Origin of the sequence: Sphingobium sp. AS12, assembly GCF_019097845.1 — a bacterium.
Lineage (GTDB): Bacteria > Pseudomonadota > Alphaproteobacteria > Sphingomonadales > Sphingomonadaceae > Sphingobium.
In genome coordinates, this window is record NZ_JAHRGM010000001.1 from 690,150 (window position 1) to 711,532 (window position 21,383).

Below are 21,383 nucleotides of genomic sequence, written 5' to 3' on the forward strand. Positions count from 1 at the left end.
GGGGGTGTGCCGTCTCGCGCCCCCTCCGTCAGGGCTACGCCCTGCCACCTCCCCGTGCCGGGGAGAAGATCGATCTTCATACCACCGTTACCGAAATCTTCAGCATTTCCGGGCAGAAACTGGGGCAAATCTTAGCCTCATAAGGACTGCCCCTCCATGCCCGTCGACACCAAGCAGAAGGTTTCCGTCATCGGCCTTGGCTATATCGGCCTGCCGACCGCAGCCCTGATCGCCCGTGGCGGCGCGCAGGTGGTGGGCGTGGACGTGTCCGCCCATGTTGTGGAAACCGTCAATTCGGGCCGAGTGCATATCGAGGAGGTCGATCTTGACGGGCTGGTGCAGGGCGTCGTCGCGCGCGGCAATCTGCGCGCCAGCCTGACGGTCGAGGACAGCGACGTGTTCATCATCGCCGTGCCGACCCCGGTATCGGAGGATCGCGCGCCTGACATCAGCTATGTCCTGAAAGCCGCCCGCACCATCGCGCCGGTGCTGAAGGCAGGCGATACGGTGATCCTGGAATCCACGTCCCCGGTCGGCACGACCGAAGCGATGCGCGACGTTATCGGCACCATGCGTCCCGACCTCAAAATGCCCGGCAAGGGCGTGCAGGGCGACATTGCCATCGCCTATTGCCCGGAGCGGGTTCTGCCCGGTCGTATCCTGGTCGAGCTGATCGACAATGACCGCTGCATCGGCGGCATCACGCCGCGTTGCGCGCGCAAGGCGCTGGGCTTCTATCGCCAGTTCGTGCGCGGTGCCTGCATCACCACCACCGCCCGCGCGGCGGAGATGGTCAAGCTGGTGGAAAACAGCTTCCGCGACGTCAACATCGCCTTCGCCAACGAACTCTCCGTGATCGCGGAGAATATGGATATCGACGTGTGGGAAGTGATCCGGCTGGCCAACCGCCACCCGCGCGTCAACATCCTGTCGCCCGGTCCCGGTGTCGGCGGCCATTGTATCGCGGTCGACCCCTGGTTCATCGTCCATGGCGACCCGGACAATGCCCGCATCATCCGCACCGCGCGCGAAGTGAATGACGGCAAGACCGACTATGTCGTGGCCAAGGCTTCCGACATGATCGACGCCTTCGCCAACGAAAATGTCGCCTGCCTCGGCCTCGCCTTCAAGGCGAATATTGATGATTTCCGCGAAAGCCCGGCGGTCAAGGTCGCCGCGCGTCTCGCCCGCCGCTATGGTCGCCGGATCAAGCTGGTCGAACCCTATGCCCACGCATTGCCGATGGAATTTGCCGGGACCGGCGCAGAACTGATCGATCTCGATACGGCTCTGGAACAATGTGGCGTGTTCGTCATTCTTGTCGATCATGACATGTTCAAATCTGTCCCCGTCGATGAACGTGTCGACAAGGCCGTCTATGACACGCGCGGCATCTGGCCCGACCAGCCGCGCCGCATCGCCGAACCGGCACCGGGGCGCATCGCCGTCTGACAATCGGCCATCGGGCGCGACCCGTCGCGCCTGTGGTTGCCATCGCCGTGCCGCACCGCTACCCCCCGGCCTCAAGTGGGCCATAAGGGGGCAGATGTGCAGATGACCATCAGGCAGATATGTGCCGCGATGACAGGCTGCGCCTTGCTGTCGGCCTGCGCCAGTGTCGAGCAGGCATCGCGCGGTGACGCCGCCTATGCGCTCATCCCGCCAGCACCCGCCACCGGTGCCGATTATCGCCTTTCCCCCGACGATGTGCTGCGCATCCAGGTCTATCATGAACCCGGCCTGTCGCTGGAGGATGCGCAGGTCAGCGCGGCGGGCATGGTGCGGATGCCGCTGATCGGCGACGTGCCAGTTGCTGGCCTGTCATCGGGCGACGCAGCCGACCTGATCGCCGCGCGGCTCGGCCAGCGCTATCTGGTGTCGCCGCAAGTCACGATCTTCGTCAAGAAAGCCGTCGGTCGCCGCATCACCGTGGACGGCGAAGTGCGCGAACCGGGCCTGTTCCCGCTCGACGGGCGGCTGACCCTCAGTCAGGCGGTCACGCTGGCCAAGGGACCAACCCGCCTCGCCAGCCTCTCGCAGATCATCGTTGTGCGGCAGATTGACGGGCAGCGGCAGGCGGCGATGTTCGATCTTGCCGCGATCCGCCGTGGCAAGGCGGCCGATCCCGAAATCCTGCCCGGTGATACTATCATTGTCGGCCTGTCGCGGGCCAAGGCGATTCTCGGTGGTTCCCTGCTGGCTGCGCCCGCGCTGGCCGCCGGGTTCATCGCCCTTGATGGGAAGAATTGATGAGCGCGGCTGAGACCATCGCATCGGACGAAGGCCGCGCCGCCCGCTTCGCCGCCGCCACGCGCCACGGCTGGGCCGTGTTGCGCCGCCACCGCGTCATCCTGTTCGTCACCATGGCGCTGTGCCTGCTGGCGGGTGCGCTGTTCATCCTCATGTCCACCCCTGATTATCGCGCGACGGCTTCGGTCGAGGTGCAGGACATACCCGCAGGCGCCGCCGGGGCAGGGGCGCAGGCCACTCCGCGCGTTGCGCCGGGCGACATCGAATCGCTGATGCAGACCGAACTTGAAGTGCTGCGCAGCCGTGCACTGGCCGAAGAGGTCGCACGGGATCTGGCGCTGGTCGGCACCCCCACCTTCTTTGCCGGTATGGATCGCCAGCGCCCCACCGAAGGCGCGGGCAGTCTGACCCAGCGGCAGGTCGAACAGGATATGGTCATCCGCCTGCTCCGCGACAATCTGGAAGTCGATCTGCCCGGCAAGTCCCGCGTGCTGCGCATCAGCTTCGTCAGCGCCGACCCGGTTCTGTCGGCGCGCGTCGCCAACAGCTATGCCGACAGCCTGATCCGCGCGGACCTGAAACGCGGCTTTGAATCGGGCGTGCAGGCCCGCCGTTTCCTGCTTGGCGAACTTGACGGCGCGCGCAACGATCTGGCAAGGGCGGAGCGTGATCTGGCGGTCTATGCGGCGCGCACCAGCACGGCGACGGGCGACGAGAGCGACACGCAGCGCCCACCGGAAGGCACCATCACCGCGCGCCTCGCCCAACTCAACGCCTATCATGCGCAGGCGCTGGCGGACCGGATCGCGGCGCAGAAGCGCTGGGAAGGCGCACGCCGGGCCAGCGCCGAAACCCTGCCCGAAGTGCTGGGCAATGGCGCGATGCAGACGCTGATGGCCAGCCGCGCCGAAGCCCGCGCCGCGATTGTCGAGGAACGCCAGTTTCGCAAGGACGCCCATCCCGACATGCGCGAAGCCCGCGCGCGCCTCGCCGCGCTGGACGATCAGGCGGAGGTGATGGCCAACACCATTCGCGCATCGCTGCGCGAACAATATGAGGTCGCGGTCCATGGCGAAACCCAGATTGCCGCGGAAATCGCCGATCTAGAACGGCAGGCGCAGGCCGAGCGCGGGCGCGACGTGCAGACCGGCATCCTGGAGCGCTCAGTCGATACTTACCGGATGCTGCATGACAGCCTGCTCCAGCGCTATCGCGACATGGCGTCGCAGGCGGGGTTTCAGGCAGGCCGGATCCAGCCGCTCGATCGTGCCGCCGTGCCGACCCGGCCCTTCTCGCCCCGTATCGGCGTGACGCTGTTGCTGGCGTCGCTTGGCGGGATCGCGCTGGGCCTGCTGCTGGTCGCGGCGCGGCATATGTTTGACGATGCGGTGACGTCCGCCGATACGCTGGCGGAGCGGGTAGGGCTGCCGCTGCTGGGCGCGGTGCCGGTGACCGGTGATGCGCCCCAGCCGGTCGACATCTTCTCGCCGCTCGCCTCATCGCTGCTGCTAGCGTCGGCGGGTGGCCTGCCACGCTCCATCCTCGTCACCAGCGCGCAGGAGGGGGAGGGCAAGTCGCTGACCCTCCATGCGCTGGCGCTGGCGCTGGCGGGACTGGGCAAGCGGGTGCTGGTGATCGACGGCGACATGCGCCGCCCGGTCCAGCACAGCCTATTCCGCCTGCCCGCCGGTCGCGGCATCAGCGCATTGCTGACCGGGCAGGCGAGCGCGGATCAGGTCATTATGGACACCGGCACGACTGGCGTCGCCCTGCTTCCCTGCGGCGCGGTGCCGCCCAATCCGGCCGAACTGCTGGCGACTCCGGCGCTTGAAGCGCTGCTGCTGGCGGTGCGGGAGGAGTATGACACGGTGCTGATCGACGCGCCGCCGATCCTGGGCGGCACCGACGCGCTATTGCTGGCGGGGAAGGTGCAGGCCAGCCTGCTCGTGGTTGAATGGGGCCGCAATCATCATGGCGGCCTGCGCGCAGCCGTGGACCGCCTGCGCCGCGCGGGCGGCACCATCATCGGCGCCATCCTGACCAAGCAGCAGGGCCGGGCAATGGAATATGATTATCACCGGGGCGGGTGAGGTATAACGCCAACATCCGTTCGTTTCGAGCGAAGTCGAGAAACCAGCGCACTACGTTTCTCGACTTCGCTCGAAACGAACGGAGGCTGTGTCAAATCGCCCTCAAGCCCGCGCCAGGAGTCCTTCTACCAGCCCGTCAAACAGCCGCTTGCCATCGGTCGCGCCATGCGCTGCTTCGATGACCCGTTCGGGGTGCGGCATCATGCCCAGCACATTGCCCTTGTCGTTCAAAATCCCTGCAATATTGCGCGCCGAACCATTGACGTTTTCGGCATAGCGCAGCGCGATCCGGCCTTCGCCTTCCAGCCGGTCGAGCGTCGCGTCGTCGGCGAAATAATTGCCGTCATGATGCGCGACCGGATAGGAAATCGCCTCGCCAGCAGCATAGCGGCTGGTAAAGGCGCTCTGTGCATTTTCCACCGTCAGCGCGACGTCGCGGCACACGAAATGCCCGCCGGCATTGCGCAGCAGCGCGCCGGGCAGCAGGCCGCTTTCGGTCAGCACCTGAAAGCCGTTGCAGATGCCCAGAACGAACACGCCGCGATCCGCCGCCTGCGCCACCGCCTGCATCACCGGCGACCGCGCGGCCATCGCGCCGGAACGCAGATAGTCGCCATAGGAAAAGCCGCCCGGCACGCCGATCAGGTCGATGTCGTCGGGCAGCGCCGTATCACGATGCCACACCATGGTTGGCTTCGCGCCCGTCGCGGCCTCGAACGCCACTGCCAGGTCGCGGTCGCAATTGCTGCCCGGAAAGACGATGACGGCGCTCTTCATGGCTTAGGCGACCTTTTCGATGCGGTAATTTTCGATCACCGTGTTGGCCAGCAGCTTGCGGCACATGGCATCGATATCCTCGTCACTGGTGCCATCGGCCAGGTCCAGTTCGATGAGCTTGCCCGCGCGCACATCATTGACGCCATCAAAGCCCAGGCCTTCCAGCGCATGGTGGATCGCCCGGCCCTGCGGATCGAGGACACCGCCCTTGAGGGTGACGAAGATGCGGGCTTTCATGAGGGGCGAACTCCTTGATAACGACAGGACCGATCCTCGTGGATCGGGCGGATCGACTTTGCGGCTCCCCTAGTCCCCACGCGGCGGGGAGGCAAGCCATTATGCTTTTGTTAGCAACTGTTGCGATACTGTCATGCTGTAGAAATTCGGGGGAAGCATTGGGGCATGTCCGGGCTGGCGCTGGCGATGTTTGTCGGGCTGTTCGCATGGGGACAGCAGATCGTCGGCTATGACGACCCGCATGGAAAGGTGCAGCTTGCCCTGCTTGCGACCTTCAGTTTCGGCCTGATGATCGGCTATCGCGCCAATCGCTGAGCGTTTTTCAATGCCAATCGCCTGTCCCTTGCGCTAGGCGACCGATATGACGCCTGATTATGTTTATCTCGCCTGCGCCTTCATCGCCGTCGCCATTTCGGGTTTGGCCAAGGGCGGCTTTGCCGGTGTTGGCGCGCTCGCCATGCCGATCATGGCGCTCGGCGTCGATCCGGTGCGCGGCGCGGCGATCCTGCTGCCGATCCTGATCCTGCAAGACGCCGTCAGCGTCTGGGCGTTCCGCAAAAGCTGGGACGGGCATATCTTGCGCGTCATGCTGCCCGGCATGGCGGTTGGCGTTGCGCTGGGCTATGCGTTCGCCGCGCAGGTGCCTGAAACCACGGTGCTGGGCGTTCTGGGCGCGATTTCGATGCTGTTCGGGCTGCAACGGCTGTGGGTCGAGCGGGGCGGGGCGATCGTGCTGCCGTCCACCTCGCCCGACTGGGTGGGGATGCTGTTCGGCGTCGCCAGCGGATTTACCAGCCAGATCGCCCATGCTGGCTCACCCCCGTTCCAGATGTGGGTGCTGCCCAAACGATTGCCACGCGACAGGCTGGTCGGGACCACGGCGGTCGCCTTTGCCACGATGAACTGGATGAAGGTGCCAGCTTACGCTGCGCTGGGCCAATTCACCCGCGCCAATCTGACCGCCACCGCCATGCTGGTGCCGGTCGCGGTGGTCGCGACGCTGGCGGGCGTGGCGCTGGTGCGCCGGGTCGACGCCGCGCGCTTCTACACGCTCATCTATGTGCTGATGGTGCTGCTGGGCATCAAGCTGATCGCCGACGCGCTGATGGCCTGATCCAATACCGTCATGCCGGACTTGATCCGGCATCCAGGGCGGCTTTGGACCGACCCTGGATCCTGACTTGCGTCAGGATGACGGTGGATCGAAGGACTTATTCCTTCTCGCGCTTCTTGCGATGGGTGTCGAGGTCCAGCACCGTAGTGTCCAGCCCTTCGGGCAGCAGGCCCAAACGGCGCGCGACTTCCTGATAGGCTTCGACTTCGCCGCCCAGATCGCGGCGGAACCGGTCCTTGTCCAGCTTCTCGTTGGTCACCGCGTCCCACAGGCGGCAGCCATCGGGGCTGATCTCGTCGGCCAGGATGATGCGGCTGTAATCGCCGTCATACAGGCGGCCGAACTCCAGCTTGAAGTCGATCAGGCGGATGCCGATCCCGGCGAACAGGCCGCACATGAAGTCGTTGATGCGGATCGCCATGTCGGCAATGTCGTGCATCTCTTCCTGCGTCGCCCAGCCGAAGCAAGCGATATGCTCTTCGGAGATCAGCGGGTCGCCCAGCGCATCGTCCTTGTAGCAATATTCGATCAGCGTGCGGGGCAACTGCGTGCCTTCCTCGATCCCCAGCTTCTTGCTGAGCGATCCTGCGGCGACATTACGCACCACGACTTCGATCGGCACGATCTCCACCTGACGCACCAGCTGCTCGCGCATGTTCAGGCGACGGATGAAATGGGTCGGCACGCCAATCTGGCCGAGCAGCGTGAAAATATGCTCGGAAATCCGGTTGTTCAGCACCCCCTTGCCGGAAATCGTACCCTTCTTCTGCGCGTTGAAGGCGGTTGCGTCATCCTTGAAATATTGGATGATCGTGCCCGGTTCCGGGCCCTCATAAAGGATCTTTGCCTTGCCTTCGTAAATCTGGCGGCGACGGGCCATGCGCGTTCCTGTCTGGTCAAAAATACTGCGCCCCGACAATCGCGAATCGAGAAGGATCAGCGGGTGCCGGGGCTGCTTGGGCCTCGCCCATAGAGCAAAGCGGGCGGACGTGCAATTGGATGGGGAAGATCAGGCCAGACCCTTCATCCTGCGAAATTCGTCGAACAGCCCCAGGAAGCGATCGATATCCGCTTTGCTCAGGAAATAGGGCGTCGCCAGCCGCAGCTTGCTGGGTGCGCCGCCGCGGATGCGGACCTTGTGGTTGGTCCACAGCCAGTCCTGCAACTCCATCCGCTGCACCGGCGGCACATTGACCGTCGCGATCGCCCCGCGCAGCGCCGGGTCTGGCGATGTCCAGCTTTGCGCCCCGCGCTTCACCATCGCATCGTGGATATAGTCCGCCAGCATCCGGTTGCGCGCCTCGATCCGATCCATCCCGATCGCGTTGGCCAAGCCAATCGCGGCATTGAGGCCCATCAGCGTCGGGATGCAGGATGATCCGATCTGCATATAACGGTCCGCCTTGCGCGTCGGATCGTCATAGCCGCCGGTCACGACGGTACTCCACACCCGGTCCATCACATCCTCGTCACGCAGATAGAGGAAGCCGGTCCCCTTGGTCGCGAACAGCCATTTGTGCATCGACCCGGTATAGATGTCGCAGCCGATGTCATTGAGGTCGACCTTGATCATGCCGGGGGCATGAGCGCCGTCAAAGGCGGACAGGATGCCCTTTGATCGGGCAAGCGCGGCAATCTCCTTGGCGGGCAGGACTACGCCGGTCGCCGTGCTGATATGGCTGACGAAGATGATCCGGGTTTTGGGCGTGATCGCATCATTGATGCGGTTCAATATGTCCGCTGCATCCCTGGGCGGTTTGGGCATGGCGAATTTCCTGACGACCACGCCATAGCGGCGCTGGCGCAGCATCCAGGGCATTTCGCCCGACCCATGTTCCTCGTCCGACATCAGCACTTCGTCGCCCGGCTTCATGTCGAACCCGTTGGCGACATAGCTATTGGCCTCGGTGCAATTGCGCAGGATCGCCATCTGATCGACGGTCGCGCCCATGAAATCAGCAAAGGGCTTGCGATAGGCCTCCCACGACCCGTATCCCCAGATCGGATAATCTTCCGATCCCGCCTGCGTCATCTGCTCGGTCGTCTCGAACCCGTCGAAAATGGCCTTCAGCACGGGGCGGGGGGAGGAACCGACGGTGCCGACATTCAGGTTCACGACATCGGCCGGGATCAGGAATTGCTGGCGCAGCGCCGCCCAATAGGCGTCCTCATTCCTGCCGTGGAGATCGGCGGCGGGCAGGGGAATAGCAGCCAGCGCCTGCGCGGCGACCGGCTGGGCCAGTCCCGCTGCCGCCGCGCCGCCAAGGAAGGAACGTCGATCGAACATGAGCGCCTTTCCGGGCCGGTGCGGCCCATGGACAAGTTTGCTCAATGTTCAACGATGCGCCAACCAAAATCCGCCTACAGCACGTCCCCGAACATCGCCCAAATCAGCGCCAACCAGGCGACCATGCCAACGGCGCCAATGATGACGCCCGACCGGGCGCGCAGGGTGGCGGCCAGCCCGCGCGGTTCGTCATCTTCCTCGATCATCTGTTGTTGTTAGCCGTCTGCACCCTCCGGCTCAACCCGCGCGGTATCGCGCTCCACTGCCATCAACCGGCCAGTGAAACATTGCCGCCACCAGCTGATATCCTGCTGCTCGACACTATCCATCATCGCGCGCCAACGCCGCTGCCGCTCCTCCAGCGGCATGGAGAGCGCGCGCAGGATCGCGTCGGACATTTCTTCCGGGCTGTAGGGGTTGATGAGCAATGCATCTTTCAACTGCATCGCGGCCCCGGCAAAGCGTGACAGGATCAGCATGCCCGGATCGTCCGGGTTCTGCGCCGCGACATATTCCTTGGCGACCAGGTTCATCCCGTCGCGCAGCGGCGTCACCAGCCCGATCCGGGCGCTGCGATAGATGCCCGCGAGCTTGTCGCGCGGATAGCCCTGGTTGACGTAACGGATCGGGCTCCAGTCGACATCGCTATATTGCCCGTTGATCCGCCCGGCCAACGCATCCAGCGTCGCGCGGATCTGCTGGTAACTTTCCACCTCGCCACGCGATGGCGGCGCGATCTGGGTCAGCACCACCTTGCGATGATAGTCGGGATGATCCTTCAGGAAGCGGGCATAGCCGGTAAAGCGCTCCTCCAGCCCCTTGCTATAGTCTAGCCGGTCGACCCCCACGATCATCGCCCGGTCCTGCAGGGAGCGGCGGACCTGTTCATGCATGTCCTGTGCGGGCTGACTGACGGCGGCGTCGGCAAATTCCTTCGCGTTGATGCCGATCGGGCAGGCGACAGCCTGGATCGTCCGGTCGCCCACGGTGACGAAATCGCCATTCACGCTGCCGCCCATTTCGCGCTCGACATAATGGCGGAAGGATTCGAGCCATTCCTCCGTATGGAAACCCACGACGTCATAGGCGAACAGCGTGCTGACCAGCTTGCTATGGTGGGGCAGCGACACTAGCAACCGGGTGGGCGGCCAGGGGATGTGCAGGAAAAAGCCCATCTTGTTGCGATGGCCTCGGTCGCGCAGCATCTGGCCCAACGGGATCATGTGATAATCATGGACCCAGATGACATCTTCCGGCTCGATCAGCGGCGCGGCGGTATCGGCAAAGCGCTGGTTGACCCGGTTATAGCCGCCCTCGAAATCGCGCGCATATTCGGCCAGATCAATGCGGAAATGGAACAGCGGCCACAGCGTCTTGTTGGCGTATCCGTTATAATATTCGTCGACATCCTGCTCTTCCAGATCGATCGTCGCCGTCTTGACGCCGTCATCCTCGGAAAAGCCGATATGGCCGGTAAAATTGTCGGTGACCTCGCCCGACCAGCCGATCCACGTCCCCCGGCTTTCGCGCAAGGCCTGCGCCAGCGCGACCGCCAGGCCACCCTGATTACCCGACTTGTTGGGCCGCGACACGCGGTTGGAGATAACTATCAGGCGGCTCATCGCATCACGCTCCACGGTTTGCTCAACAGGACGGCGCAGTTGATGATGCCGACGAGCGAATAGGTTTGCGGATAATTGCCCCACAATTCGCCGGTCGCCGGATCGATGTCCTCGGACAATAATCCTGCGGCGGTGCGGCGGCTCAGCATCTCCTCGAACAGTCTGCGCGCTTCCTCCGTGCGACCGGTGCGATGCAGCGCTTCGATCAGCCAGAAGGTACAGACGTTGAAAGCAGTCACCGGCTCGCCGAAATCGTCCGGGGTGCTGTAACGCAGCATGTCATTGCCACGCCGCAGGTCCGCCTCCAGCGCCGCAAGCGTGCCAACGAACATCGGATCATCCGCCGTCAGGAAGCGCAGATCGAGCAGTTGCAGCAGCGAAGCGTCGCGCGAATCATCCTCGAAATTGGCCGAGATTGCCTTGCTGTCCGCCCGCCACGCCGCCTCGACGATCCGCGCCTTCATCGTATCGGCCCGGTTCTGCCAGTGCGCGGCGCGCAGCGGTAGGTCGAGCGCCTGCGCCGCATGGGCCAGCCGGTCGCACGCTGCCCAGCACATGACCGCGCTATAGCTGTGGACATGGGTGCGGTTGCGCAATTCCCACAGGCCAGCGTCCGGCTTGTCGTAAACCGTCCAGGCCCGCTCGCCCACCGCCTCCAGCGCCTCGAAATCGGCATGGCCCGCCATGCGCAGCAGCCGCTGGTCGATAAAGCCCTGCACCGACGACAGCACGATCTGGCCGTAGGCGTCATGCTGGATCTGGCTATAGGCGGCATTGCCCACCCGGACCGGACCCATGCCGCGATAGCCGGGCAGCTTGTCAGCCTCCCATTCGGTCAGCGTCGCCTTGCCGCGCACATCATAGAGCGGCTGGATATGCCCGCCCTTCGCGCCATCCACGATATTGCGCAGATAGACGAGATAGCTCTCCAGCACATCGAGTGCGCCCAGCCGATTGAGCGCCTCCACCGTATAATAAGCGTCGCGTACCCAGCAGTAGCGATAGTCCCAGTTCCGCCCCGAATCGGCATGTTCGGGGATGCTGGTCGTCAGCGCCGCGACGATCGCGCCGGTCTCTTCATGCTGGCATAATTTCAGCGTGATGGCCGAACGGATGACCGCTTCCTGCCACTCCGCCGGGATCGCAAGACCCCGCACCCACAGCCGCCACTCTTCGATCGTATCGTCCAGCATCCGCTCGATCGCCGGGCGCAGCGCATCGGAAAAGCCCTCGTCCGGCCCCATGAAGAAATGCGCATCCTGTTCCAGCCGGAACCAGCTTTCCTGCGCGATCAGACCAATCGGTGCATCGGTCGACACCCGCATTGCCATGTAGGACAGCACCATGCGGATATGGTTGGAGCCATAGCTGATCGGCACGCTTTCCGCATTCCACGCGGTCGTGGGGCGCAGCCGCACCCTGATGCGCGGCGAACCGGCCACCGGGCGCACGATCCGGGCAAAGGCGACCGGCCGATACATACGGCCCTTATGCTTGTGGCGCGGGCAGAAATCGAAAATCTCGATCGCATTGCCTTGCGCATCGCTCTGCCGCGTGATCAGCACCGGCGTATTGCGCAGATAATGCTGCTCCACCGCCACGCAATTTTCCAGTTCGATCGCCCAGAAGCCGCGCGCTGCCTCATCATCCCATTCCGCATCGTCCAGCAGTGCGGAAAAGACCGGATCGCCATCGACGCGCGGAACGCAGGCCCACACCATGCGACCGGCCCGGTCGATCAAGGCCGACGCCTGGCAATTGCCGATCGGCCAAAGGTCCAACGTGCGGGCGTCGCCGCCCAATAGCGGGTGGTGGATGCTGTTTATCGGTCTGCCCCTCATGCATATCTGGCTGGTCGAGGGGACGCGGATCAGCCGAGCCGCGCGACCCCTTCATTCAGATAATGCCTGACGGCCGCAACCTGTTCCAAACTATATGCCGCGCGTGTCGCCCGCTTCGGCCCGACCAATATGCCAGCCCCGCCCAGATCGGCGGCAGCGGCAAAGCCCTCCTCATCAGTCACATCGTCGCCGATAAACACAGGCATGCCACCCGCCATCGGCCCCTGCGCCATCAGCGCATGGACCGCGCTGCCCTTGTCCGCGCCATCGGGCCGCAATTCATAGAGCATCTTGCCCTGCTGGAGCGCCAGCCCATCATGATCCGCCCATTGGCGCGCCAAGGCATGGGCGGCATCCTGCCAGACCGGCGCGCCGCGATAGTGCAGCCCGACGCTGATCGATTTGCGTTCGACCAGCACGCCGGGCTTGTCGGCGGCAAAGGCATGGAAGGCGGCTTCGGCATCATCGATCGCCGCCGGGCGCGGTGGCGCCTCGACCGCGCCGCCGGGCCGCGCAAATTCCAGCCCATGCGTCCCCGCCAGCAGGAAATCGCCAAAGCCCAACTCCCGCAATGTCGCAACCGACCGTCCGCTGACGATCGCCAGCCGCCCGTCCAGCCGCTCCCGCAAGGTCAGGAGCAGCTGCACCAGCCCGTCGTCCACGATCACCCCGTCCGGGGTCGCGCTAATGGGCGTCAGCGTCCCGTCAAAGTCGAGAAACAGCGCGGCACCGGTCAACAGTGCGGGCGGGGGCGGGGGAAGGGGATGATCGAACACGGGCGCAAAGTGGCGTCTCGCCCGCGATACACAAGCCCCGTTCTCGATTTTACGCGCCGCACCGGCTGTCGCTGGACCAGGGGGCTGACCAGTTTATGCAATGCAGCACGCGGAATGCCTGCATGATCCGCGCGATCAGTCGGTCGATCCCGGCGCTGGTTTCGACATGGTTCTCAGTCCACAATTGGGCGTCATACTGGTCGCGCATGGTCGCGATCCTTTCGATTGAAATAGTGCAGCTTTGCGAGACAGCCAATGCGCCGTTTCCGTAGCGATCACCAACAAAAGCATGGACAGGGATTATAAGCCTGCCTTATGCAAGGCCATGTCCGTCCTGCCCCCGCTTTCCGCCGTTCGCGTGTTCGAGGCTGCCGCCCGGCTCGAAAATTTCACCGCCGCCGCGCAGGAACTGGGCATGACCCAGGCTGCCGTCAGCTATCAGGTGAAGTTGCTGGAGGAACGGCTGGGGCTGAGCCTGTTCCAGCGCGCCGGTCGCCGCGTGCTTTTGACCGACAAGGGACGGGAAATCGCGCCGGTCATCATCCGCGCTTTCGATCAGATGCGGCAGGGTTTCGCCGCGCTGGCTCAGGATCATTCGACCGTCCTCACCATCAGTTGCACCAACAGCTTCGCCCATCTCTGGCTCGCCTCTCGAATCGGTGCGTTCCAGATGCGCCATCCGGGGCTGGCGGTGCGGATTCAGGCTGACGATGCCGTCGTTGATCTCGCCCATGCTGGCGTGGACTTGGCGATAAGGGGCGGGAAGGGCAATTGGCCGGCGCTGGAGGCACGGTTGCTGACGCATAATCGCCTCGCGCCGATGTGTAGCCCGGCATGGCTGGCGCGCAATGGTCCTGTCGCCGATGCGCAGGCGCTCCACGCCCTGCCGCGCCTGTCGCCCGACGATATGTGGTGGCATGAATGGTTCGCGGCCATGGGGGTGGAGGCTGACCCCGCCGACGGGCCACCCGGCATCGCGCTCGACAGCCAGGTGATGGAAGGTCGCGCCGCGATTGGCGGGCAGGGGATCGCCATCCTCAACCTGTTCCTGTGGAAGGCGGAGGTGGAGGCGGGATTACTGGTCGAAGCCATGCCCTCCTATGTCCGCGAATTTGCCAGCTACTGGATTGTCTATCCGCCTCACGCCCGCAACACTGCCAAGGTAAAGGCGTTTCGCGACTGGATCAGCGCCGAATTCGCCGCCGCCATCGCCGATGACCCGGAAGGACGCTACTTGCCCCGCGACGCATGATGCGTATGTTCATGCGCATATCATATGCAGGAGTCGGTTGTGACCAGGCATGAACGGATCGGGACGCGCAAGGCAACCAACCTGTCGCTGGACACAGGGCTGGTTGCGGATGCGCGGGATTTGGGGATCAATTTGTCACGCACATGCGAGGATGCGCTGCGTAAGGAAATCGCCGCCGAACGCGGACGACGCTGGCAGGAGGAGAATAAGGAAGCGATCGCGGCCTGGAACGTCTGGGCCGAGAATAACGAGCTGCCGCTCGACAAATATCGGCAGTTCTGATGGCGCGCTTTGGCGTGTACCGGCTCCCGGATCGGGGCCTTGTCCTCGATTGCCAGAGCGATCATGTCGATCATCTGGGAACCCGTCTGGTCGTTCCGCTCTTGCCGCCCGATGAAATGCCCGCTGCCCTACCGGCGCTGCACCCCTGCTTCGATATAGAAGGTGAGCGGCGAATGATGGCTACGCATCTGGCCGGGGCCGTCCATTCACGACTGTTGAAACAACCCGTTGCGATGCTGCACCACCGTCAGGATGACATTATGCGCGCACTCGACATACTTTTGACCGGTTTCTGATCCTGCGAAATTCCCGTTCCGTTCCTCTCATCTGCCTGCTAGGCCGTTTTTGATGACCGATTTTCGCGATCCCCTCGACAGTATCAAGGACCATCCGTTCGACGCTGCGCTGTCGCAACGCTATCTCGTCTATGCGCTGTCCACCATCACGGCGCGATCGCTGCCGGATCTGCGTGACGGGCTGAAACCGGTGCATCGCCGTTTGCTCTGGGCGATGCGACTGCTCAGGATGGAACCGTCCGGCGCGTCGCCTGACGTGCTGGTCGCCAACCCGGCCCGCAACGGCACCAGTTACAAGAAATGCGCCCGCGTCGTGGGCGATGTCATCGGCAAATATCACCCCCATGGCGACAGCAGCGTCTATGATGCTATGGTCCGACTGGCGCAGGATTTCGTCCTGCGCACGCCTTTGGTCGACGGGCAGGGCAATTTCGGCAATATCGACGGCGATAATGCCGCGGCCATGCGCTACACCGAAGCGCGCCTGACCCAGCCAGCCGCGGATCTGATGGCGGGGCTGGACGAAGGCACGGTCGATTTCCGCCCGACCTATAATGGCGAAGATGAAGAGCCGGAGATTTTCCCCGGCCTCTTCCCCAACCTCCTCGCCAACGGCGCCAGCGGCATTGCGGTCGGCATGGCGACCAGTATCCCGCCGCATAATGTCACCGAAATCCTCGACGCCGCAGCTTTGCTGATCGACAATCCCGATACGGATCATGCCGCGCTGATGGCGGTCGTGAAGGGGCCGGACTTCCCCACCGGCGGCGTGCTGGTCGATAGCCCGGCGATCATCGCCGAAGCCTATGCCACCGGGCGCGGCGCATTCCGCACCCGCGCGCGCTTTTCGACCGGCAAGGATGATCAGGGCGTCTGGGAACCGACCGGCATCGAGAGGTTGAGCGGCGGCACCTGGCAGTTGGTCGTCAGCGAAATCCCCTATCAGGTGCAGAAGGGCAAGCTGATCGAGCAGATTGCCGCCATCATCAACGACAAGAAGCTGCCGATCCTGGAGGATGTCCGCGACGAAAGCGATGAGACGATCCGCATCGTCATCACGCCTAAGACGCGCAATGTCGATCCGCAGGTGCTCAAGGACAGCCTCTACCGGCTGACCGATCTGGAAAACCGCTTCCCGCTCAATCTCAATGTGCTGGACGCCACCCATACGCCGCGCGTGCTGGGGTTGCGCGCCGTGCTGGTCGAATGGCTCAAGCATCAGATCGACGTGCTGATCCGCCGCGCGCAGCATCGCCTCGCCAAGATTGCCGACCGGCTTGAACTGCTCGACGGCTATATCATCGCCTATCTCAACCTGGACCGGGTGATCGAGATCATCCGTACAGAGGATGAGCCGAAGCTGGTAATGATGGACGAATTTGCCCTGACCGACCGGCAGGCCGAAGCCATCCTCAACATGCGGCTGCGTTCGCTGCGCAAGCTGGAAGAGATGGAGCTGCGCCGCGAACATGCCGATCTGGTGGCGGAGCGGGACGACCTGCAAAAGCTGGTCGAAAGCCCGCAGCGCCAGCGTGCCAAGCTGAAGCGCGACATCGCCGCGCTGCGCAAGCGCTACGGGCCGGACACTGTCCTTGGCCATCGTCGCACATTGGTCGAGGAAGCCGGACCCGCGCGGGAAATCCCGCTGGAGGCAATGATCGAGCGCGAACCGATCACCGTCATCCTGTCCGAACGCGGCTGGATCAGGGCGATGAGCGGTCACCGCGATCTTGCCGCCGCCGACACGTTGAAATTCAAGGAAGGCGATGGTCCGCAATTTGCCTTCCACGCCTACACCACCGACAAGCTGCTGCTCGCCACCTCCACTGGTCGCATATACACGCTGGGGTCGGACAAGCTGCCGGGCGGACGCGGCTTTGGCGATCCGGTGCGTTCACTGGTCGATATGGACAATGAAGGCGCCATCGTCGCCTTCATGCCCGCGCGGACCGGCACCGACCTTTTGCTGGCCTCCTCCGACGGGCGCGGCTTCATCGCGGCCGTGGCGGAAATCATGGCCGAGACTCGCAAAGGGCGTCAGGTCGTCAACATCCGGACCGGCTCGAAGCTTGCCGTCATCCGCCCGGTGGCACCGGGGGCGGACAGCGTCGCGGTGATCGGCGAAAATCGCAAGCTGCTGGTGTTTGCACTCGATGAAATGCCCCGCATGGCGCGCGGGCAGGGGGTACAGATGCAGCGCTATCGCGACGGCGGCCTGTCCGACGCCATCGCCTTCCGCCTGTCCGATGGCCTCAGCTGGACCATGGGCGGTGAAACCGGACGGACCCGCACCGAATCGGACATGACGCCCTGGAAAGTGGCACGCGGGGCAGCCGGACGGATGCCGCCCACCGGCTTTCCGCGCGACAATCGCTTTTGATGACCATTTTTTACAACGGTTGCTGGATCGTTTCCTGAAAATTTACCGCTTCCCGATATGGCCAACGCATGGAATCCATTTCTGTGCGCAACTGGCCAGTCGGAAAGACCAGCAAGGACCCTGTCTCAGGGATAGCGGGCGCGCATCCGTCCTATGTCGTAGCACCGACCCAATGGCTGGCCGCCCTGTCGCAGGCGGCAGCCATTTTATCGCATCATGACAGCATGTTATCGCTGGTCGAAGGCAATGATCGTTTTCTGCAAGCCTTTCGCCAGCATCAGGAAAGGGACGGTGCCGTCTCGCAGGCTGCGACGATATGGCGCGAACGCATCCTGAAGTTCATTCAGTCGAATCAGACCGCCGACAGCTTCGAAATCCGCCGCGATGGCAAGCTGGGGCCGGAATATTTCATGTGCACAATCGGCCGCCTCCCGGCTGATGCGGATCACCCCGAACTCTATCTGTTCACCGCGACCGACCGCACCAGCGAACGCACGATCGAAAAAAATCTGCGCCGCGAATTGCTGTCCGACGGCCTGACCGCACTACCCAACCGCACCGGTTTCGGTGAAGAGATTGACGATCGGATCAGCAACACGGTCTGGCCTGAAAATGCCCAGTTCGGCATCATCGCCATCGACCTTAGCCGGTTCAGCCGGGTCAATGAATCGCTCGGCCCCATGGCGGGCGATGAATTGCTGATCACGGTTGCCAAGCGGCTGAAATCCAGCCTGCGGCAAGGCGATGTGCTGGCCCGCATCGGCGGCAATGATTTTGCGATATTTGCGCGCCTTAACAATGGCTTGTCCGACGCACTGCATATCGTTCAGCGTATCAAGGAAGCGCTCAGTTCGCCGATTCGGCTGAGCGATCTGCAAATCCGGGTCGACTGCGCGATCGGCTGCGCCCTGTCGACCAGCCTGAGCGATGATCCCGACGATATCGTTCGCAAGGCGCAGGCTGCGGTCAAGATCGCCAAACGCAGCGGCAAGGTGGAAATCTACCGCAACGGCGTCCTCAAGGAGGCGCAGCGTCGCTTCTCGATCGAAAGCCGGCTGCGCGACGCACTGGCCCAGGGCGGCCTGTCGCTCGCCTATCAACCACTCATCCACCTCCAGACTGGCGAGATTACCGGGTTCGAGGCGCTCGCCCGTTGGGATGACGAGGAACTGGGCCATGTGTCTCCGGTAGAGTTTATCGCCGTGGCTGAAGAAAGCGGCCTCATCACCCCCCTGGGCCGCTGGGCCGCCTATGAAGCGGCGCAGGCGCTATCGCGCTGGGACGCCAAATTCGGCCAGCCCATGCCCGTCGGGGTCAACGTCAACCTCTCGCCGATCCAGATGGCGCGCGATGATGTGGCGTCCATGTTTGAAGAAGCGCTGCGCTATTCGGGCATAGCGGGCCGTCGCCTGACCGCCGAAGTCACCGAAAGCGCGATCATCGCCGATCCCGACAAGGCGCGCAAATTGCTGTTCGCGCTCAAGGATTTGCATATGTCGATCGCGATGGACGATTTCGGCACAGGCTTCTCCAACCTCGCAAGCCTGCACAGCCTGCCGATCGACATATTGAAGATCGACCGCAGTTTCGTGTCGTCCATGCTGGGGGATCGCGACAAGACGGTCATCGTTCGCACCATCCTCTCGCTCGCCGAATCGCTCAATCTCAAGGTCACGGCCGAAGGGATAGAGACGCAGGAGCTCGCCCATGCGCTCCAGCAAATGGGGTGCTGGCAGGGGCAGGGCTATCATTTCGCCAAGCCGATGGCCGAACAGGATGCCTTCGACTATTGGCGCGCCCGCTGGAATTTCGAAACCGTCTGATCGGCGATCGCGCCAACCCGCGCGGCATCAGGGAAACCCTCGGCCACCCAAATATCCTGCACGATATTCAATGCCTTGGCGACGTCCGGGCCAGGTGCCAGCCCACGCGCGATCAGCGCGCCACCGCTGATCGGCAATTTGGGCGGCGTCCAGTCAGCCAATGCAGCAACGCCCGACAGGTCAGCATCACCGTTCAGCAGCAACCGGTCGATCGCCCCCTCAACCCCGATATGCCAGGCCAGCGCCCGGATCGGCGCATCGCCCAATCCAGCCTCCAGCGCAATCGTCAGCCGCTTGCGCGCCTTGTTCGACAATTTGAGCCGCGCCCCCACCAGATCGGCCCGCGCCGCGTCGGGCGGTAACAGGGCCGCCAGCCGCCGCAACGCCGACGGCGCGACTCCCGCTGCCACCTCCCGCGCTATCAACCGCTCCAACCGGTCGATCCCCGCGCCATCCACTTCGGGCAGGACCGGCGTCAATATCCCGCCATCGACCATCAGGCGCAGAGCATGGATCGGTGCCGCCACGCCCAGCAATTTCAGCAACTCATCGGCAATCCGCTCACGCGACAGCGCCATCAGGCTGTTGGCCGCTGCAACGCAGGCTGCATAGGCAACATTGTCCAGCTCATCGTCGCCATAGCGCGCAAGAAAGCGGAAATAGCGCAATATGCGCAGATGATCCTCGGCAATCCGCGCGTCAGCATCGCCGATGAAGCGCAACCGCCGCGCTTCCAGATCAGCAATCCCGCCGAAAAAGTCGGTAATCTCTCCGCTGAGCGGATCGGCATAGAGAGCGTTGATCGTAAAGTCCCGTCGCGCCGCATCCTCGCGCCAATCGTCGGTATAGGCGATGATCGCGCGCCGCCCGTCCGTGCTGACGTCACGGCGCAGCGTCGTGATCTCGACCGGCCAGCCTGCAATCACGGCGGTGATCGTGCCATGCTCGATGCCCGTCGGCACCGCCTTGATCCCCGCAGCCTTCAGCCTGTCGACAACATCATGCGGGTCCAGCGTCGTCGCAATGTCGAGGTCATTGACCGGCAGGCCCAGCAACCCATCGCGCACCGCCCCGCCGACGAAGCGCGCCTTGCCACCTGCCGCATCCAGCGCCACCAGCAAATCATCAAGCCCGGGACGATGCCGCCATGGCGCATCGGGCAACAGCACGCTCATGCCGCCCCCAGTCTGCGCGACAGGTTGGCCAGGATCGCGGCGGTCACGCCCCATATCCGCCGGTCCTGCCACATGATCTCGTAATAATGGCGCACCGCTCCTTCAAATTCGACGGCATGTTGGACCCGGTTGGCCGGGTCGAGGGCATAGGCGAGCGGCAGTTCGAACCAGTCCGCCACCTCGCTTTCCTGCGGTCGCAGCGGCAGGTCGGGGGGGATCACCGCCAGCACCGGCACGATGTCGAACCCGGTAAACGTATGATAGCGGTCGGACGTGCCGATCACTTGCGCCAGATGCGGCGGCAGGCCGATCTCCTCCTCCGCCTCCCGTAGTGCCCCGGCAATTTCGTCAGCGTCGCTCGCATCGACCCGCCCACCGGGAAAGGCGATCTGCCCGGCATGTTTGCGCAGCCGTTCGGACCGCTGGGTCAGGATCAGCCCCGGTTCTGCCCGGTCGGTGATCGCCACCAGCACGGCGGCGGGCGCCAGCGCTATGTCTCCGTCAATACGCGGGTCACGTGTATCGGACAGCAGGAAGTCGCCTGTCCGGCGATGTCCCTCGGCCAGCGCGGCGCGCAGCCGCTCCGCCAGCGTCATGCCGCGCCGTCCAGCGGGAAAAAAGCACCATTGCTCCAGAGGCCGACCCGCTCGGCGCCTTCATCCAGCGCCAGATTCATCAGCTCATAATAGACGCTGCGCACGACCAGCGCCTCCAGTCCGGCGCGGACATGCAGATAGGGATGCGGCCCGTCCGCCGTCTCACGGATCAGCAGCGCATTGTCCGGTCCCGCCGCGATCAAATCGCCGGTATTCAGCCGGAACGCCAGCGCCCGTTCGCGCCCTTCACCCTCGCTCTTGAGTTCGACCGCCACGAACGGCGCATCCTCGACCGCGATACTCAGCTTCTCGACCGGGGTGACCAGCACATAGCTGCCGTCCGCCTCGCGCCGCAATATGGTGGAAAACAGCCGCACCATCGCCTCGCGCCCGATCGGCGATCCTTGATGAAACCATGTGCCGTCGCGCGCGATCCGCATCTCGCTGTCGCCGCAATGGGCCGGGTTCCATTTCTCCACCGGCGGCAGTTTTTTTTCGGCAAGCAGGCGCGCAATGTCGCTCAGCGACAGGTCGGCCAGGTCGGGCAATGGGTCCATCGGCATGGCTTAGCAGATAGGATCGCTG

General features: G+C 63.9%; 22 protein-coding genes. 10 read left to right on the plus strand and 12 right to left on the minus strand.

Features of this window, described 5'->3' with window-relative positions:
• The first annotated feature begins 156 nt into the window (after nucleotides 1–156).
• From wecC to KRZ98_RS03435, 3 genes are all read left to right on the plus strand, one after another.
• Nucleotides 157–1,452 (plus strand): UDP-N-acetyl-D-mannosamine dehydrogenase, encoded by a 1,296-nt coding sequence (gene wecC / locus KRZ98_RS03425; RefSeq protein WP_217672230.1) that lies wholly within the window; start codon nucleotides 157–159, stop codon nucleotides 1,450–1,452.
• A 102-nt stretch (nucleotides 1,453–1,554) separates the two neighbouring features.
• On the plus strand, nucleotides 1,555–2,250 hold the full coding sequence (locus KRZ98_RS03430; protein WP_217672423.1) for a polysaccharide biosynthesis/export family protein: 696 nt from the start codon (nucleotides 1,555–1,557) through the stop codon (nucleotides 2,248–2,250).
• On the plus strand, nucleotides 2,250–4,340 hold the full coding sequence (locus KRZ98_RS03435) for a polysaccharide biosynthesis tyrosine autokinase (protein WP_217672231.1): 2,091 nt from the start codon (nucleotides 2,250–2,252) through the stop codon (nucleotides 4,338–4,340). The genes KRZ98_RS03430 and KRZ98_RS03435 overlap by 1 nt, the downstream gene beginning before the upstream one ends.
• Before the next feature lie 102 nt (nucleotides 4,341–4,442).
• Here the strand turns inward: KRZ98_RS03435 and purQ are convergent, their stop codons facing one another.
• Entirely contained in the window at nucleotides 4,443–5,117 is a 675-nt protein-coding gene (gene purQ / locus KRZ98_RS03440) for a phosphoribosylformylglycinamidine synthase subunit PurQ (protein WP_217672232.1), read from the minus strand.
• A gap of 3 nt (nucleotides 5,118–5,120) precedes the next feature.
• Nucleotides 5,121–5,354, minus strand: a complete 234-nt coding sequence (gene purS / locus KRZ98_RS03445) for a phosphoribosylformylglycinamidine synthase subunit PurS (protein ID WP_006959918.1) — start codon at nucleotides 5,352–5,354, stop codon at nucleotides 5,121–5,123.
• A gap of 165 nt (nucleotides 5,355–5,519) precedes the next feature.
• Here purS and KRZ98_RS03450 point away from each other — a divergent pair, with 165 nt between their 5' ends.
• Complete coding sequence (locus tag KRZ98_RS03450) at nucleotides 5,520–5,669, plus strand: hypothetical protein (protein WP_182913972.1); 150 nt, start codon at nucleotides 5,520–5,522, stop codon at nucleotides 5,667–5,669.
• Between the two features lie 46 nt (nucleotides 5,670–5,715).
• Nucleotides 5,716–6,468: a sulfite exporter TauE/SafE family protein gene (locus KRZ98_RS03455; protein WP_217672233.1), complete on the plus strand. Its 753-nt coding sequence runs from the start codon at nucleotides 5,716–5,718 to the stop codon at nucleotides 6,466–6,468.
• A gap of 97 nt (nucleotides 6,469–6,565) precedes the next feature.
• Here KRZ98_RS03455 and purC read toward each other — a convergent pair whose 3' ends face one another.
• From purC to KRZ98_RS03485, 7 genes are all read right to left on the minus strand, one after another.
• Nucleotides 6,566–7,348 carry a phosphoribosylaminoimidazolesuccinocarboxamide synthase gene (purC, locus tag KRZ98_RS03460; RefSeq protein ID WP_006959912.1) on the minus strand — a complete coding sequence of 261 codons (783 nt, stop codon included), beginning with the start codon at nucleotides 7,346–7,348 and terminating at the stop codon, nucleotides 6,566–6,568.
• Nucleotides 7,349–7,477: 129 nt separating this feature from the next.
• Nucleotides 7,478–8,755, minus strand: coding sequence for an aminotransferase class V-fold PLP-dependent enzyme (locus KRZ98_RS03465; protein WP_217672234.1), 1,278 nt, complete (start codon nucleotides 8,753–8,755; stop codon nucleotides 7,478–7,480).
• 74 nt (nucleotides 8,756–8,829) lie between these two features.
• Nucleotides 8,830–8,961: a hypothetical protein gene (locus KRZ98_RS24355; RefSeq protein WP_302849062.1), complete on the minus strand. Its 132-nt coding sequence runs from the start codon at nucleotides 8,959–8,961 to the stop codon at nucleotides 8,830–8,832.
• Between the two features lie 9 nt (nucleotides 8,962–8,970).
• On the minus strand, nucleotides 8,971–10,377 hold the full coding sequence (otsA, locus tag KRZ98_RS03470) for an alpha,alpha-trehalose-phosphate synthase (UDP-forming) (RefSeq protein ID WP_217672235.1): 1,407 nt from the start codon (nucleotides 10,375–10,377) through the stop codon (nucleotides 8,971–8,973).
• Nucleotides 10,374–12,218, minus strand: coding sequence for a glycoside hydrolase family 15 protein (locus KRZ98_RS03475; RefSeq protein WP_302849063.1), 1,845 nt, complete (start codon nucleotides 12,216–12,218; stop codon nucleotides 10,374–10,376). The genes otsA and KRZ98_RS03475 overlap by 4 nt, the downstream gene beginning before the upstream one ends.
• Nucleotides 12,219–12,247: 29 nt before the next feature.
• Complete coding sequence (otsB, locus tag KRZ98_RS03480) at nucleotides 12,248–12,994, minus strand: trehalose-phosphatase (protein WP_368389775.1); 747 nt, start codon at nucleotides 12,992–12,994, stop codon at nucleotides 12,248–12,250.
• 49 nt (nucleotides 12,995–13,043) lie between these two features.
• On the minus strand, nucleotides 13,044–13,202 hold the full coding sequence (locus KRZ98_RS03485) for a hypothetical protein (RefSeq protein ID WP_217672236.1): 159 nt from the start codon (nucleotides 13,200–13,202) through the stop codon (nucleotides 13,044–13,046).
• 117 nt (nucleotides 13,203–13,319) lie between these two features.
• Here KRZ98_RS03485 and KRZ98_RS03490 point away from each other — a divergent pair, with 117 nt between their 5' ends.
• From KRZ98_RS03490 to KRZ98_RS03510, 5 genes are all read left to right on the plus strand, one after another.
• Nucleotides 13,320–14,246 carry a LysR substrate-binding domain-containing protein gene (locus tag KRZ98_RS03490; protein ID WP_217672237.1) on the plus strand — a complete coding sequence of 309 codons (927 nt, stop codon included), beginning with the start codon at nucleotides 13,320–13,322 and terminating at the stop codon, nucleotides 14,244–14,246.
• A 24-nt stretch (nucleotides 14,247–14,270) separates the two neighbouring features.
• Nucleotides 14,271–14,528 (plus strand): type II toxin-antitoxin system CcdA family antitoxin, encoded by a 258-nt coding sequence (locus KRZ98_RS03495; protein ID WP_217672238.1) that lies wholly within the window; start codon nucleotides 14,271–14,273, stop codon nucleotides 14,526–14,528.
• On the plus strand, nucleotides 14,528–14,824 hold the full coding sequence (locus KRZ98_RS03500) for a CcdB family protein (protein ID WP_217672239.1): 297 nt from the start codon (nucleotides 14,528–14,530) through the stop codon (nucleotides 14,822–14,824). Before KRZ98_RS03495 ends, KRZ98_RS03500 begins: the two co-directional genes overlap by 1 nt.
• A gap of 52 nt (nucleotides 14,825–14,876) precedes the next feature.
• Nucleotides 14,877–17,204: a DNA topoisomerase IV subunit A gene (gene parC / locus KRZ98_RS03505; protein ID WP_217672240.1), complete on the plus strand. Its 2,328-nt coding sequence runs from the start codon at nucleotides 14,877–14,879 to the stop codon at nucleotides 17,202–17,204.
• 68 nt (nucleotides 17,205–17,272) lie between these two features.
• Nucleotides 17,273–19,027, plus strand: a complete 1,755-nt coding sequence (locus tag KRZ98_RS03510) for a bifunctional diguanylate cyclase/phosphodiesterase (RefSeq protein WP_217672241.1) — start codon at nucleotides 17,273–17,275, stop codon at nucleotides 19,025–19,027.
• On the opposite strand, the gene KRZ98_RS03515 is transcribed toward KRZ98_RS03510, so the two are convergent.
• Genes KRZ98_RS03515 through KRZ98_RS03525 form a run of 3 tightly spaced genes read right to left on the minus strand, consistent with a single transcriptional unit; the run spans nucleotide 18,991 to nucleotide 21,361 of the window.
• Nucleotides 18,991–20,202, minus strand: a complete 1,212-nt coding sequence (locus KRZ98_RS03515) for a CCA tRNA nucleotidyltransferase (protein ID WP_217672242.1) — start codon at nucleotides 20,200–20,202, stop codon at nucleotides 18,991–18,993. The two genes, KRZ98_RS03510 and KRZ98_RS03515, sit on opposite strands and share 37 nt — an antisense overlap.
• Nucleotides 20,199–20,798 (minus strand): CoA pyrophosphatase, encoded by a 600-nt coding sequence (locus KRZ98_RS03520; RefSeq protein ID WP_217672243.1) that lies wholly within the window; start codon nucleotides 20,796–20,798, stop codon nucleotides 20,199–20,201. The genes KRZ98_RS03515 and KRZ98_RS03520 overlap by 4 nt, the downstream gene beginning before the upstream one ends.
• Nucleotides 20,795–21,361, minus strand: a complete 567-nt coding sequence (locus tag KRZ98_RS03525; RefSeq protein WP_217672244.1) for a DUF1285 domain-containing protein — start codon at nucleotides 21,359–21,361, stop codon at nucleotides 20,795–20,797. The genes KRZ98_RS03520 and KRZ98_RS03525 overlap by 4 nt, the downstream gene beginning before the upstream one ends.
• Nucleotides 21,362–21,383: the final 22 nt, after the last annotated feature.